This is a genomic window from Streptomyces sp. GESEQ-35 (assembly GCF_017948485.1).
Taxonomy (GTDB): domain Bacteria; phylum Actinomycetota; class Actinomycetes; order Streptomycetales; family Streptomycetaceae; genus Streptomyces.
On the sequence record NZ_JAFFSX010000024.1, the window covers coordinates 38868 to 53863 of the forward strand.

The 14996-nt window shown below is 70.3% G+C and carries 12 protein-coding genes; all 12 read left to right on the forward strand.

Translation table 11 applies throughout. The features are described 5' to 3' along the window. Positions 1-4 precede the first annotated feature (4 nt). The 12 genes from KCH87_RS35390 (at position 5) to KCH87_RS35445 (ending at position 14915) form a co-directional block, all read left to right on the forward strand. On the forward strand, positions 5-1291 hold the full coding sequence (locus KCH87_RS35390) for a dihydroorotase (protein WP_210591865.1): 1287 nt from the start codon (positions 5-7) through the stop codon (positions 1289-1291). Beyond that, the gene (locus KCH87_RS35395) at positions 1288-1872 is read left to right on the forward strand and encodes a hypothetical protein (protein ID WP_210591868.1); all 585 of its coding nucleotides are present in this window, start codon (positions 1288-1290) and stop codon (positions 1870-1872) included. Before KCH87_RS35390 ends, KCH87_RS35395 begins: the two co-directional genes overlap by 4 nt. Continuing rightward, complete coding sequence (gene carA / locus KCH87_RS35400; RefSeq protein ID WP_210591870.1) at positions 1869-3041, forward strand: glutamine-hydrolyzing carbamoyl-phosphate synthase small subunit; 1173 nt, start codon at positions 1869-1871, stop codon at positions 3039-3041. Before KCH87_RS35395 ends, carA begins: the two co-directional genes overlap by 4 nt. Beyond that, the gene (carB, locus tag KCH87_RS35405) at positions 3034-6342 is read left to right on the forward strand and encodes a carbamoyl-phosphate synthase large subunit (protein WP_210591872.1); all 3309 of its coding nucleotides are present in this window, start codon (positions 3034-3036) and stop codon (positions 6340-6342) included. The genes carA and carB overlap by 8 nt, the downstream gene beginning before the upstream one ends. A gap of 51 nt (positions 6343-6393) precedes the next feature. Beyond that, positions 6394-7500, forward strand: a complete 1107-nt coding sequence (locus tag KCH87_RS35410; protein WP_210591874.1) for a quinone-dependent dihydroorotate dehydrogenase — start codon at positions 6394-6396, stop codon at positions 7498-7500. Then, a complete protein-coding gene (gene pyrF, locus KCH87_RS35415; RefSeq protein WP_210591876.1) occupies positions 7497-8339 on the forward strand; it encodes an orotidine-5'-phosphate decarboxylase in 843 nt (280 codons plus the stop codon). Before KCH87_RS35410 ends, pyrF begins: the two co-directional genes overlap by 4 nt. A gap of 277 nt (positions 8340-8616) precedes the next feature. Next, a complete protein-coding gene (locus KCH87_RS35420; protein ID WP_003977346.1) occupies positions 8617-8940 on the forward strand; it encodes an integration host factor in 324 nt (107 codons plus the stop codon). Positions 8941-8998: 58 nt separating this feature from the next. Next, positions 8999-9556 (forward strand): guanylate kinase, encoded by a 558-nt coding sequence (gene gmk / locus KCH87_RS35425; RefSeq protein ID WP_210591878.1) that lies wholly within the window; start codon positions 8999-9001, stop codon positions 9554-9556. Between the two features lie 38 nt (positions 9557-9594). Next, the gene (rpoZ, locus tag KCH87_RS35430) at positions 9595-9867 is read left to right on the forward strand and encodes a DNA-directed RNA polymerase subunit omega (protein ID WP_003982715.1); all 273 of its coding nucleotides are present in this window, start codon (positions 9595-9597) and stop codon (positions 9865-9867) included. A 106-nt stretch (positions 9868-9973) separates the two neighbouring features. Further along, entirely contained in the window at positions 9974-11176 is a 1203-nt protein-coding gene (coaBC, locus tag KCH87_RS35435) for a bifunctional phosphopantothenoylcysteine decarboxylase/phosphopantothenate--cysteine ligase CoaBC (protein WP_210592063.1), read from the forward strand. A 241-nt stretch (positions 11177-11417) separates the two neighbouring features. Further along, positions 11418-12626 carry a methionine adenosyltransferase gene (metK, locus tag KCH87_RS35440; protein WP_210591880.1) on the forward strand — a complete coding sequence of 403 codons (1209 nt, stop codon included), beginning with the start codon at positions 11418-11420 and terminating at the stop codon, positions 12624-12626. A gap of 138 nt (positions 12627-12764) precedes the next feature. After that, complete coding sequence (locus KCH87_RS35445) at positions 12765-14915, forward strand: primosomal protein N' (RefSeq protein ID WP_210591882.1); 2151 nt, start codon at positions 12765-12767, stop codon at positions 14913-14915. Positions 14916-14996: the final 81 nt, after the last annotated feature.

Consider the following 14996-nt stretch of genomic DNA (forward strand, 5'->3'; position numbering starts at 1 on the left):
ACAGATGAGCAAGATCCTGATCCGTGGTGCGAAGGTGCTCGGCGGCGAGCCGCAGGACGTGCTGATCGACGGCGCGCAGATCGCCGCCGTCGGCAGCGGTCTGCCGGACGAGGGCGCCCAGGTCGTGGAGGCCGGCGGCAAGGTGCTGCTGCCGGGCCTCGTCGACCTGCACACCCATCTGCGCGAGCCCGGACGCGAGGACTCCGAGACCGTCCTGACCGGTACCCGGGCGGCCGCCCGCGGCGGCTTCACCGCCGTGTTCGCCATGGCCAACACCTTCCCGGTCGCCGACACCGCCGGTGTCGTCGAGCAGGTCTACCGGCTCGGACAGCAGCACGGCTACTGCGATGTGCAGCCCATCGGCGCAGTCACCGTCAGCCTGGAGGGCAGGAAGCTCGCCGAGCTGGGCGCGATGCACGAGTCGGCGGCCGGTGTCACCGTCTTCTCCGACGACGGCAAGTGCGTCGACGACGCCGTGATCATGCGGCGGGCGCTGGAGTACGTGAAGGCCTTCGGTGGCGTCGTCGCGCAGCACGCGCAGGAGCCGCGGCTGACCGAGGGCGCCGAGATGAACGAGGGCGTCGTCTCCGCCGAGCTGGGTCTTGGCGGCTGGCCGGCGGTGGCCGAAGAATCGATCATCGCCCGGGATGTCCTGCTCGCCGAGCACGTCGGCTCCCGCGTCCACATCTGCCATCTGTCGACCGCCGGGTCCGTCGAGATCATCCGCTGGGCCAAGTCCCGCGGCATCGACGTCACCGCCGAGGTCACCCCGCACCACCTCCTCCTCACCGACGAGCTGGTCCGCACGTACAACCCGGTCTACAAGGTCAACCCGCCGCTGCGCACCGAGCGCGACGTGCTGGCGCTGCGCGAGGCGCTCGCCGACGGCACGATCGACATCGTCGCCACCGACCACGCCCCGCACCCGCACGAGGACAAGGACTGCGAGTGGGCCGCGGCCGCCATGGGGATGGTCGGCCTGGAGACCGCGTTGTCAGTGGTCCAGGAGACGATGGTGGACACCGGGCTCCTCACCTGGGCCGGGGTCGCCGAGCGCATGTCCTTCAAGCCCGCGCGGATCGGGCAGGCAGGGGGGCACGGCCGTCCCGTCTCGGCTGGTGAGCCCGCCAACCTCACGCTCGTCGACACGGAATACCGTGGGTCCGTGGACCCCAAGGGCTTCGCCTCGCGCAGCCGCAACACTCCGTACGAGGGGCGTGAGCTGCCGGGCCGTGTCACGCACACGTGGCTCCGGGGCAAGGCCACGCTCGTCGACGGGAAGCTCACGTGACACCTCTGCATCTGACGTACCTGGCCGCCGATCAGAAGTCGGCGGAGGTGACCGACTGGGCCGCCCGTGTCGGCTGGCTCGTCGGCCTCGCTCTCTTCGTCGCGCTCATCTACTGGCTGATGCGCGAGGGCTGGAAGTGGCGCGGCACGCTCCAGGGCGACCTGCCGGAGCTCCCCACCGTGCCGGACGAGCCGGGTGCGGCGAAACTGGCTGTGTTGTCGATGAGTGGCCGCTACCACGGCTCCACCACCGCCGGGCAGTGGCTCGACCGCATCGTGGCGCACGGCCTCGGCACCCGCAGCCGGGTCGAGCTCACGCTGACGGACGCGGGACTGGACGTCGTCCGCCCAGGTGCGACCGACTTCTTCGTCCCCCTGGCGGCCCTGCGTGAGGCTCGGCTCGACAAGGGGATCGCCGGCAAGGTCCTGACCGAGGGCGGGCTGCTCGTGGTGACCTGGGCGCACGGCGAGCGGCTGCTCGACTCCGGGTTCCGTTCCGACCACGCGGCCGAGCACAACGAATGGGTCGACGTCATTAACTCCATGATCGAAGCAACCAGCACGGAAGGCGCCGAACGATGACGACCTCCATCCAGGGGACCGCCTCTCAGAGGCACAAGGCGGCTCCCGCCGTACTCGTCCTGGAGGACGGCCGTATCTTCCGCGGCCGTGCCTACGGGGCCGTGGGGGTGACCTTCGGCGAGGCCGTGTTCTCCACCGGCATGACCGGCTACCAGGAGACCCTCACCGACCCGTCGTACCACCGCCAGGTCGTCGTGATGACGGCCCCGCACGTCGGCAACACCGGCGTCAACGACGAGGACCCGGAGTCGAAGCAGATCTGGGTCGCGGGCTATGTCGTGCGTGACCCCGCGCGCGTGCCCTCCAACTGGCGCTCCCGCCGCTCGCTGGACGAAGAGCTGCGGGGTCAGGGCGTCGTCGGCATCTCCGGCATCGACACGCGCGCGTTGACGCGTCATCTGCGCGAGCGCGGCGCCATGCGCGTCGGCATCTTCTCCGGCAACGCGCTGCCCGACGAGGGCACCATGCTCGCCGAGGTGCGCCAGGCGCCCGAGATGAAGGGCGCCGACCTCTCCGCCGAGGTCGCCACCAAGGAGGCGTACGTCGTCCCCGCGATCGGCGAGAAGAAGTTCACCGTCGCCGCCGTGGACCTCGGCATCAAGGGCATGACCCCGCACCGGATGGCCGAGCGCGGCATCGAGGTGCACGTGCTGCCGGCCACGGCGACGGTCGAGGACGTGTACTCCGTGAACCCCGACGGCGTGTTCTTCTCCAACGGGCCGGGCGACCCGGCCACCGCCGACCACCCGGTCTCCGTCATGCAGGCGGTCCTCGAGCGCGGCACGCCGCTGTTCGGTATCTGCTTCGGCAACCAGATCCTGGGGCGCGCGCTCGGCTTCGGCACCTACAAGCTGAAGTACGGCCACCGCGGTATCAACCAGCCGGTGCAGGACCGTACGACCGGCAAGGTCGAGGTCACCGCGCACAACCACGGCTTCGCCGTGGACGCCCCCCTCGACAAGGTGACCGACACCCCTTACGGCCGTGCCGAGGTCTCCCATGTCTGTCTGAACGATCAGGTCGTAGAGGGGCTCCAGCTCCTCGACCGGCCGGCCTTCAGCGTCCAGTACCACCCCGAAGCGGCAGCGGGCCCGCATGACGCCGCCTACCTGTTCGACCGCTTCACGTCTTTGATGGACACAGTCCTGATGGAGGGCCAGCGTGCCTAAGCGCACCGATATCCAGTCCGTCCTGGTCATCGGCTCCGGTCCGATCGTCATCGGCCAGGCCGCCGAGTTCGACTACTCCGGCACGCAGGCGTGCCGGGTGCTCAAGGCCGAAGGCCTGCGTGTCATCCTCGTCAACTCCAACCCGGCGACGATCATGACCGACCCGGAGATCGCCGACGCTACCTATGTCGAGCCGATCACCCCGGAGTTCGTCGAGAAGATCATCGCGAAGGAGCGGCCGGACGCGCTGCTGCCGACGCTGGGCGGTCAGACGGCGCTCAACACGGCGATCTCGCTGCACGAGAACGGCGCACTGGAGAAGTACGGCGTCGAGCTCATCGGCGCCAACGTCGAGGCGATCCACAAGGGCGAGGACCGCGATCAGTTCAAGCTGGTCGTCGAGGCGGTCAACGGCAAGATCGGGCACGGCGAGTCCGCGCGCTCGGTCATCTGCCACTCCTTGGACGACGTCGTCAAGGGTGTCGAGACGCTCGGCGGCTACCCCGTCGTCGTCCGCCCGTCCTTCACCATGGGCGGCGCCGGCTCCGGCTTCGCGCACGACGAGGAGGAGCTGCGCCGCATCGCGGGGCAGGGCCTGACGCTCTCGCCGACCACCGAGGTGCTCCTGGAGGAGTCCATCCTCGGCTGGAAGGAGTACGAGCTGGAGCTGATGCGCGACAAGCACGACAACGTCGTGGTCGTCTGCTCCATCGAGAACTTCGACCCGATGGGCGTGCACACCGGCGACTCGATCACCGTCGCGCCCGCGATGACGCTCACCGACCGCGAGTACCAGATCCTCCGCGACGTCGGCATCGCCATCATCCGCGAGGTCGGCGTCGACACCGGCGGCTGCAACATCCAGTTCGCGATCGACCCGGTCGACGGCCGCGTCATCGTCATCGAGATGAACCCGCGCGTGTCCCGTTCCTCGGCCCTCGCCTCCAAGGCGACCGGCTTCCCCATCGCCAAGATCGCCGCGAAGCTCGCCGTCGGCTACACCCTCGACGAGATCCCGAACGACATCACCCAAGAGACCCCGGCCTCCTTCGAGCCGACCCTCGACTACGTAGTGGTCAAGGCACCGCGGTTCGCCTTCGAGAAGTTCCCGCAGGCCGACTCCACGCTGACCACCACCATGAAGTCGGTCGGCGAGGCCATGGCCATCGGCCGCAACTTCACCGAGGCGTTCCAGAAGGCGCTGCGCTCGCTGGAGAAGAAGGGCAGCCAGTTCACCTTCGTCGGGGACCCCGGGGACAAGGCAGGGCTCCTCCTGGAGGCCGTCCGGCCGACCGACGGCCGGATCAACACGGTCATGCAGGCCATCCGCGCGGGCGCCACGCCCGAGGAGGTCTTCGAGGCCACGAAGATCGACCCCTGGTTCGTCGACCAGCTCTTCCTCATCAAGGAGATCGCCGACGAACTGGCCGGGGCGCCGGAGCTGACCCCGGACCTGCTGGCCGAGGCCAAGCGGCACGGCTTCTCCGACCAGCAGATCGGCGAGATCCGAGGCCTGCGCGAGGACGTCGTCCGCGAGGTGCGGCACGCGCTGGGCATCCGCCCGGTCTACAAGACGGTCGACACCTGCGCCGCCGAGTTCGCGGCCCGTACGCCGTACTTCTACTCCTCGTACGACGAGGAGACGGAGGTCGCTCCGCGCGAGAAGCCCGCGGTCATCATCCTGGGCTCCGGCCCCAACCGCATCGGCCAGGGCATCGAGTTCGACTACTCCTGCGTCCACGCCTCCTTCGCCCTCAGCGACGCGGGCTACGAGACCGTGATGGTCAACTGCAACCCCGAGACCGTCTCCACGGACTACGACACCTCCGACCGCCTGTACTTCGAGCCGCTGACGCTGGAAGACGTGCTGGAGATCGTCCACGCGGAGTCCCTCGCCGGCCCCATCGCCGGTGTCATCGTCCAGTTGGGCGGCCAGACGCCGCTGGGCCTGGCGCAGGCGCTGAAGGACAACGGCGTGCCGGTCGTCGGCACCCCTCCGGAGGCCATCCACGCCGCCGAGGACCGTGGTGCCTTCGGGCAGGTCCTGGCCGAGGCGGGTCTGCCGGCCCCCAAGCACGGCACCGCCACCACCTTCGCCGGGGCCAAGGCCATCGCCGACGAGATCGGCTACCCGGTGCTCGTCCGGCCGTCGTACGTCCTCGGCGGGCGCGGCATGGAGATCGTGTACGACGAGACCCGGCTGTCGTCCTACATCGCCGAGTCGACCGAGATCAGCCCCTCCCGGCCGGTGCTCGTCGACCGCTTCCTCGACGACGCCATCGAGATCGACGTCGACGCGCTGTACGACGGCGAGGAGCTGTACCTCGGCGGCGTCATGGAGCACATCGAGGAGGCCGGCATCCACTCCGGCGACTCGGCGTGCGCGCTGCCGCCGATCACCCTCGGCGGCTTCGACATCAAGCGGCTGAGGGCCTCGACGGAGGCCATCGCAAAGGGAGTCGGCGTCCGCGGACTGATCAACATCCAGTTCGCGATGGCGGGTGACATCCTGTACGTCCTCGAAGCCAACCCGCGTGCCTCGCGCACCGTCCCCTTCACCTCGAAGGCGACGGCGGTGCCGCTGGCGAAGGCCGCCGCCCGGATCTCGCTGGGCGCGACCGTCGCCGAACTCCGGACGGAGGGCCTGCTCCCGGCGACCGGCGACGGCGGCGAACTCCCGCTCGACGCGCCGATCTCCGTCAAGGAGGCCGTCATGCCGTGGTCGCGGTTCCGCGACATCCAGGGGCGGGGCGTCGACACGGTCCTCGGCCCGGAGATGCGCTCCACCGGCGAGGTCATGGGCATCGACTCCGTCTTCGGCACGGCGTACGCCAAGTCGCAGGCGGGCGCCTACGGTCCGCTGCCGACGAAGGGCCGCGCCTTCATCTCGGTCGCCAACCGCGACAAGCGCTCGATGATCTTCCCGGCGCGTGAACTGGTCGCCCACGGCTTCGAGTTGCTCGCCACCTCCGGCACGGCCGAGGTCCTCAAGCGCAACGGCATTCATGCCACCGTCGTGCGCAAGCAGTCCGAGGGCACCGGCCCGAACGGCGAGCGGACCATCGTCCAGCTGATCCACGACGGCGAGGTCGACCTCATCGTCAACACCCCGTACGGCACAGGCGGTCGGCTCGACGGCTACGACATCCGTACGGCGGCCGTGGCGCGGTCCGTGCCGTGTCTGACGACGGTTCAGGCGCTCGCCGCCGCCGTCCAGGGCATCGACGCCCTCAACCACGGTGACGTGGGCGTGCGTTCACTCCAGGAACACGCCGAGCATCTGATCGCGGCCCGCGACTAGCAGCCCTGAGGGGGACATCGGAAACGGTGTCCCCCTCTTCGTGAGGACACCATGTACAAGCTCTTCTTCAACCTCGTCTTCAAGCGCATGGACCCGGAGCAGGCGCACCATCTCGCCTTCCGCTGGATCCGCCTGGCCGTCCGCGTCCCCGTACTGCGCACGTTCATCGCGGCCATGCTCGCGCCCCGCTACAAGGAGCTGCGCACCGAGGCGTTCGGGCTGCGCATGCACGGCCCCTTCGGGCTCGCCGCGGGCTTCGACAAGAACGCGATCGCCATCGATGGCATGTCGATGCTGGGCTTCGACCATGTCGAGATCGGCACGGTCACCGGGGAGGCACAGCCGGGCAATCCCAAGCAGCGGCTGTTCCGGCTGGTGCCGGACCGGGCGCTGATCAACCGCATGGGCTTCAACAACGAGGGCTCGCTGGCCGTCGCCGCCCGGCTGGCCTCCCGTACGCCCGTCTTCAACACCGTCGTGGGCGTCAACATCGGCAAGACCAAGGTCGTTCCGGAGGCCGACGCCGCCGGGGACTACGTGAAGTCGACCGAGCGTCTCGCGCCGTACGCCGACTACCTGGTCGTGAACGTCTCCTCGCCGAACACGCCCGGCCTGCGCAATCTGCAGGCCGTGGATCACCTGCGTCCGCTGCTGAGCGCCGTCCGCGAGGCCGCCGACCGTACGGTCACCGACCGCCGTGTCCCGCTCCTGGTGAAGATCGCGCCGGATCTCGCCGACGAGGACGTCGACGCGGTCGCCGACCTGGCCGTCGAACTCGGTCTGGACGGGATCATCGCCACGAACACCACCATCGCGCGCGAGAGCCTCGGTCTGAAATCCGAACCCTCCCTGGCCGAGGAGGCCGGCGGGCTCTCGGGCGCCCCGCTCAAGGCACGCTCCCTGGAGGTGCTGAGCCGCCTCTACGCGCGCGTGGGGGACCGGATCACCCTCGTGGGCGTCGGCGGCATCGAGGACGCCGAGGACGCCTGGCAGCGCATCCTCGCCGGTGCCACCCTCATCCAGGGCTACAGCGCCTTCATCTACGAGGGTCCCTTCTGGGGCCGCGCCCTCCACAAGGGCCTCGCCGCCCGCCTCCGCACCAGCCCGTACGCCACCCTCGCCGACGCGGTCGGCGCCGACGTAAGGAAGGCCGCATGAGCCCGGAACCCTTCGGAGCGCGCCTGCGCCGTGCCATGGACGAGCGCGGTCCGCTGTGCGTCGGCATCGACCCGCACGCGTCCCTGCTCGGCGAGTGGGGCCTGAACGACGACATCGCCGGGCTGGAGCGGTTCAGCCGCACGGTCGTCGAGGCGATGGCCGACCGGGTCGCCGTCCTCAAGCCGCAGAGCGCGTTCTTCGAGCGCTTCGGCTCGCGGGGTGTCGCCGTCCTGGAGAAGTCGGTCGCGGAGGCCCGGGCGGCCGGTGCGCTGGTCGTGATGGACGCCAAGCGCGGCGACATCGGCTCGACCATGGCCGCGTACGCGGAGTCCTTCCTCCGGAAGGACGCCCCGCTCTGCTCCGACGCGCTGACCGTGTCGCCGTATCTGGGCTACGGATCGCTCAGCCCGGCCGTCGCGCTGGCCCGTGAGAGCGGCGCGGGCCTGTTCGTGCTGGCGCTCACCTCGAACCCCGAGGGCGGCGAGGTCCAGCACGCCGTCCGCGCCGACGGGCGGAACGTCGGAGCGACCATGCTGGCGCACCTGGCCGCCGAGAACACGGGGGAGGAGCCGATGGGCTCCTTCGGGGCGGTCGTCGGCGCCACGCTCGGCGACCTGTCGTCGTACGACCTCGACATCAACGGTCCGCTCCTCGCGCCCGGAATCGGCGCCCAGGGGGCCACTCCGGCGGACCTCCCCGGGGTATTCGGCGCCGCGGTGCGCAATGTCGTGCCGAACGTCAGCCGGGGTGTGCTGCGGCACGGGCCCGACGTCGGCGCGCTGCGCGTAGCCGCCGAGCGGTTCGCGGAGGAGATCCGGGCAGCTGTGACCGCCGCATGAGGCGTTCGAACCGGTCGCAGCAGTCCTCCGATGAGTGGCTCGGGACCCACTTGAGTCTGAATACATCCTCAAATCCGGGGCAATATGTCGTAAATGTCCGTCTCCGGAGAGGCTGACCAGGACTTTTCCGCTGTTCTCGCTGACTCTGGCGGACTTGGCCGCTAGTCTCCGAGCAGAGTGAACGGGCAAGCGTGTTGCTCGTGGCTCCCCAGGTGTGGGGCGACTAGGTTCCTCACCGGTCCGTATCCGACAGTTCAACATCCGAGGTGACGTAGGCGTGGCTCTTCCGCCCCTTACCCCTGAACAGCGCGCAGCCGCGCTCGAAAAGGCCGCCGCGGCTCGCCGGGAGCGGGCCGAGGTCAAGAATCGACTCAAGCACTCCGGCGCCTCCCTGCACGAGGTCATCAAGCAGGGCCAGGAGAACGACGTCATCGGCAAGATGAAGGTCTCCGCGCTGCTTGAGTCCCTGCCTGGCGTGGGCAAGGTCCGCGCCAAGCAGATCATGGAGCGACTCGGCATCTCCGAGAGCCGCCGCGTGCGCGGTCTCGGCTCGAATCAGATCGCCTCCCTGGAGCGTGAGTTCGGCAGCACCGGCTCCTGAGCCCGGCCATGCGGGCAGGGAGTCCCGGGCATGCCGGGATAGCTGGAATAATCGCTGCATGAGTGAACGTCCGCGGCTGACCGTGCTCTCCGGCCCCTCCGGGGTCGGCAAGAGCACGGTCGTCGCCCATATGCGCAAGGAACACCCCGAGGTCTGGCTCTCGGTGTCGGCGACGACCCGCAAGCCTCGCCCCGGCGAGCGGCATGGAGTCCACTACTTCTTCGTCACCGACGAGGAGATGGACAAGCTGATCGCCAACGGCGAGCTGCTGGAGTGGGCGGAATTCGCCGGCAACCGCTACGGCACGCCGCGTGCGGCCGTGCTGGAGCGTCTGGAGGCGGGCGAGCCCGTCCTTCTGGAGATCGACCTTCAGGGCGCCCGGCAGGTCCGCGAGTCCATGCCGGACGCCCAGCTGGTGTTTCTGGCTCCTCCGTCCTGGGAGGAGCTGGTGCGCAGGCTCACCGGACGTGGCACCGAGCCGCCCGAGGTGATCGAGCGGCGCCTGGCGGCCGCGAAGGTCGAGCTGGCGGCGGAGCCGGAGTTCGACGTGACCCTGGTCAACACCTCCGTCGAGGACGTGGCGCGCGAGCTGCTAGCCTTGATGGAAGTTGTGTGATCGTTTTCGATCCCATCCCACCTTTCGGAAGGCAGAGCGTGTCCTCTTCCATCACCGCGCCCGAGGGCATCATCAACCCTCCGATCGACGAGCTTCTCGAAGCCACCGACTCGAAGTACAGCCTGGTGATCTACGCGGCCAAGCGTGCCCGCCAGATCAACGCGTACTACTCGCAGCTCGGCGAGGGCCTCCTTGAGTACGTCGGTCCGCTCGTCGACACCCACGTCCACGAGAAGCCGCTCTCGATCGCCCTGCGCGAGATCAACGCGGGTCTGCTGACGTCCGAGGCCGTTGAGGGCCCGGCGCAGTAAGTAATATCTACAGACCGCAGTAGCTTTTTCCACAGGCCCGGCAGCGCGACTGTCGGGCCTGTGGTGTGTCATGGAGTCGAACGTTGTCGAGTGCGGGGAGGGCCCGGTGGACAAGCCGAAGGTGGTTCTGGGGGTCAGCGGTGGGATCGCCGCCTACAAGGCGTGCGAGCTGCTGCGCAGACTGACCGAGTCCGGGCACGACGTCCGCGTGGTGCCGACCGCCTCCGCCCTGCACTTCGTCGGCGCCGCCACCTGGTCCGCGCTCTCCGGCCACCCGGTCTCGACCGAGGTCTGGGACGACGTCCACGAGGTCCCGCACGTCCGTATCGGGCAGCACGCCAATCTGGTGGTCGTCGCCCCGGCCACCGCCGACATGTTGGCGAAGGCGGCTCACGGCCTCGCCGACGACCTGCTCACGAACACGTTGCTCACCGCCCGCTGTCCGGTGGTCTTCGCCCCTGCCATGCACACGGAGATGTGGGAGCACCCGGCCACCCAGGAGAACGTGGCGACGTTGCGCCGCCGCGGCGCGGTGGTCATCGAGCCGGCCGTCGGCCGCCTCACCGGCGTCGACACCGGCAAGGGCCGACTGCCCGACCCGGCCGAGATCTTCGAGGTCTGCCGCCGAGTTCTCGCCAGGGGAGTCACGGAACCCGATCTCGCCGGCAGACACGTCGTCGTCAGCGCCGGTGGCACCCGCGAACCCCTCGACCCGGTCCGCTTCCTCGGCAACCGCTCCTCCGGCAAGCAGGGCTACGCCCTCGCCCGCACCGCCGCTGCGCGCGGCGCCCGCGTGACGCTGATCGCCGCGAACGCGGCCCTGCCCGATCCGGCGGGCGTCGACGTCGTCCCGGTCGGGACAGCCGTACAACTGCGTGAGGCGGTACTGAAGGCGGCCGCGGACGCCGACGCGGTCGTCATGGCCGCCGCGGTCGCGGACTTCCGCCCGGCGACCTACGCGGCCGGAAAGATCAAGAAGAAGGACGGCCAGGACCCGGACCCCATCACGCTGGTACGGAATCCGGACATCCTCGCGGAGATCTCGGCCGACCGCGCCCGCCCCGGACAGGTGATCGTCGGCTTCGCCGCGGAGACGGACAACGTCCTGGCCAACGGCCGTACGAAGCTGGAACGCAAGGGGTGCGACCTTCTCGTGGTGAACGAGGTGGGGGAGCGCAAGACGTTCGGTGCCGAGGAGAACGAAGCCGTTGTGCTGGGCGCCGACGGCACGGAGACCCCGGTCCCGCACGGCCCGAAGGAGGCCTTGGCCGAAACGGTGTGGGATCTGGTGGCCCAGCGGCTCCGCTGAATGTTTCATTCGCTTCACTGCTCTTCTGCAACCTCGCACATTGAGGCGTGGCGCCCCTGGTCAAGGCCGTAGGGGATTGGGCAGAATGCCCGTGCCGCAGGTCACGGTGGTTCCGCGAGGCGAGACAGGGGGGCCGGTGGCCGAGCACGACCGATAAACTGTTCTCGGACGGAGCCGGGCGCAGCCCCCGAGCCCGTCCGACCATGATCAGACAGCAGCCGCTGCAACCCCAGGGAGCGTTGTGTCCCGTCGCTTGTTCACCTCGGAGTCTGTGACCGAGGGTCACCCCGACAAGATCGCTGACCAGATCAGCGACACCATTCTCGACGCGCTTCTGAGCGAGGACCCGACCTCCCGGGTCGCCGTCGAGACGCTGATCACGACCGGCCAGGTGCATGTGGCCGGCGAGGTCACCACCAAGACGTACGCGGACATCGCGACGCTCGTCCGCAACAAGGTCCTCGAGATCGGCTACGACTCCTCGAAGAAGGGCTTCGACGGCGCCTCCTGCGGTGTCTCGGTGTCCATCGGCGCGCAGTCCCCGGACATCGCGCAGGGTGTCGACACGGCGTACGAGAAGCGCGTCGAAGGCGATGAGGACGAGCTGGACAAGCAGGGCGCGGGCGACCAGGGCCTGATGTTCGGCTACGCGACGGACGAGACGCCGACGCTGATGCCGCTGCCGATCTTCCTGGCGCACCGTCTGTCGAAGCGCCTGTCCGAGGTCCGCAAGAACGGCACCATCCCGTACCTGCGCCCCGACGGCAAGACGCAGGTCACCATCGAGTACGACGGCGACAAGGCCGTCCGCCTCGACACGGTCGTGGTCTCCTCGCAGCACGCGAGCGACATCGACCTGGAGTCCCTCCTGGCCCCCGACATCCGCGAGTTCGTCGTGGAAGCGGAGCTGAAGGCGCTTCTGGACGAGGGCATCAAGCTCGACACCGAGAACTACCGCCTGCTGGTCAACCCGACCGGCCGTTTCGAGATCGGCGGCCCGATGGGCGACGCCGGCCTCACCGGCCGCAAGATCATCATCGACACGTACGGCGGCATGGCCCGCCACGGCGGCGGCGCCTTCTCCGGCAAGGACCCGTCCAAGGTCGACCGCTCCGCCGCCTACGCCATGCGCTGGGTCGCCAAGAACGTCGTGGCGGCCGGCCTGGCCACCCGCTGCGAGGTCCAGGTCGCCTACGCCATCGGCAAGGCCGAGCCGGTCGGTCTGTTCGTCGAGACCTTCGGCACCGCCAAGATCGACCACGAGAAGATCGAGAAGGCGATCGACGAGGTCTTCGACCTCCGCCCGGCCGCGATCATCCGCGACCTCGACCTGCTCCGCCCGATCTACGCCCAGACCGCCGCGTACGGCCACTTCGGCCGTGAGCTCCCCGAATTCACCTGGGAGCGCACGGACCGCGTGGAGGCGCTGCGGCAGGCGGCGGGGCTCTAAGCTCCCGGCTCTCTGCCAGGCCCGGCGTCCTTCGGGGCGCCGGGCCTCGGTGCGTTTCGAGCCCGGTGGGGAGGGCCGAGAGGTGTGCGGGGAACTCGGGCGCGGTCGGTTGTCAGTGGCGTTTGGAAGAATGCAAGGGTGAGCAGCGAGGACGGGCAGGGGGCGGGTGGCGGGGAGGGTGCGCCGCCCGAGCAGCTCGCGTTCATTCGGGAGAGTGTGCGCAAGGCGAAGGCGCCGCGGGCCAAGCCGCGGACGTGGCGGGGGGCCGCGCTGGCCACGACGCTGCCTGTTGCGCGGGTGCTCGTGGACAAGGGGGTGCTGCATCTTGACCGGTACTTCGACTATGCGGTGCCCGAGGAGCTCGACGCCGAGGCGCAGCCGGGCGTGCGGGTGCGGGTGCGGTTCGGGGCCGGGCGGAACCGGGTGCGGGACGGGCGGCGTGAGGGCGGCGGGCTGATCGACGGGTTTCTCGTCGAGCGGCGGGCCGAGTCCGACTACTCCGGGCCGCTGGCCGCGCTGGCTCAGGTGGTGTCCCCCGAGCCCGTGTTGAGCGAGGAACTGCTCGGGTTGGCCCGCGCTGTCGCCGACCGGTACGCCGGGAGTCTCGCCGATGTGCTCCAGCTCGCCGTGCCTCCGCGCAGCGCGCGGGCCGAGCAGCGGCCGTCCCCCGAGCCGTTGCCCGCGCCGGGGGCTCCCGAGGCGGGGTCCTGGCGGCGGTATGAGCGGGGTGCCGCGTTTCTTGAGGCGCTGGCCTCCGGGGGTGCGCCGCGTGCCGTGTGGAACGCCCTGCCCGGGGCCGACGCATGGAGCGGGGAGCTGGCCCGGGCTGTCGTGGCGACGCTCGCCTCCGGACGCGGTGCGCTGGTCGTGCTGCCGGACGGGCGGGCGGTCGCGCGGGTCGACGCCGCGTTGACCTCGCTGCTGGGGGAGGGGCGGCATGCCGTACTCACCGCCGACGCCGGGCCCGAGAAGCGCTACCGGGAGTGGCTGGCCGTCCGGCGGGGGTCCGTGCGAGCCGTCGTGGGCACGCGGGCCGCGATGTTCGCCCCGGTGCAGAATCTCGGGCTCGTCGCCATCTGGGACGACGGCGACGACAGCCACAGCGAGCTGCATGCGCCGCAGCCGCATGCGCGGGAGGTGTTGTTGCTGCGGGCCGCCCAGGACAAGTGCGCCTTTCTGCTGGGCGGCTGGAGCTGCACGGTGGAGGCCGCGCAGCTCGTGGAGAGCGGGTGGGCGGGGCCGTTGGTGGCGACCCGCGAGCAGGTGCGGGGTGCCGCTCCGCTCGTACGGACCGTGGGGGACGGGGATCTCGCGCGGGACGAGGCCGCGCGGGCCGCGCGACTGCCGACCCTTGCCTGGCAGGCCGTCAGGGACGCGTTGCGCACCGGGCCGGTGCTGGTGCAGGTGCCGCGGCGGGGGTATGTGCCGCGGATGGCCTGTGCCCAGTGCCGGGCCCCTGCGCGGTGCCGGCATTGTGCCGGGCCGTTGGAGGCGCAGGACGCCGGGGCGTTGCGCTGCGGCTGGTGCGGGCGTGAGGAGGGCGCCTGGCACTGCCCGGAGTGCGGGTCGTTCCGGCTGCGGGCGCAGGTCGTCGGGGCGCGGCGGACCGCCGAGGAGCTGGGGCGCGCCTTTCCTGCCGTGGCGGTTCGGACGTCAGGGCGTGAGCATGTGCTGGACACCGTGCCGGGGGCGCCCGCGCTGGTCGTGAGCACGCCGGGGGCCGAGCCGGTGGCCGAGGGCGGGTATGCGGCGGCCCTGCTGCTGGACGGGTGGGCCATGCTCGGGCGGCCCGATCTGCGCGCCGGCGAGGACGCGTTGCGGCGGTGGATCGCCGCGGCGGCGCTGGTACGGCCGCAGGGGGACGGCGGCACCGTGGTCGTCGTCGCGGAACCGACGTTGCGGCCCGTGCAGGCACTGGTGCGGTGGGATCCCGTCGGGCATGCGGTGCGGGAGCTCGGCGAGCGCGCCGAGCTGGGGTTTCCGCCGGTGTCGCGGATGGCTGCCGTGTCGGGGTCGCGAGATGCGGTCGGGGCGTTCCTGGAGGCGGTGGAACTACCTCGGGAGGCTCAGGTGTTGGGGCCCGTGCCGTTGCCCGTCACGGCCGCGGGGCGTCCCCGGCAGGTGGGAGCGCCGCCGCCCGGGGAGCACTGGGAGCGGGCCCTGATCAGGGTGCCGCCGGGGCGGGGGTCTGCGCTGGCAGCCGCGTTGAAGGCCGCGCAGGCTGCGCGGATGGCCAAGGGGAGCGAGGAGGCGGTTCGGATTCGGATTGATCCGCCTGATATCGGGTGAGAGGCGGCGACTGGTGACCGTCGCACGGATTGGTCGCCGGCGCAGCATGATTCTGCCCTCCCGGATCCTTGCCGGGAGGGC

Coding starts and splice junctions, on each gene's coding strand:
- KCH87_RS35390 (WP_210591865.1), top strand. CDS start 5: ATGAGCAAGATCCTGATCCGTGGTGCGAAGGTGCTCGGCGGCGAGCCG.
- carA (WP_210591870.1), top strand. CDS start 1,869: ATGACGACCTCCATCCAGGGGACCGCCTCTCAGAGGCACAAGGCGGCT.
- KCH87_RS35410 (WP_210591874.1), top strand. CDS start 6,394: ATGTACAAGCTCTTCTTCAACCTCGTCTTCAAGCGCATGGACCCGGAG.
- pyrF (WP_210591876.1), top strand. CDS start 7,497: ATGAGCCCGGAACCCTTCGGAGCGCGCCTGCGCCGTGCCATGGACGAG.
- gmk (WP_210591878.1), top strand. CDS start 8,999: ATGAGTGAACGTCCGCGGCTGACCGTGCTCTCCGGCCCCTCCGGGGTC.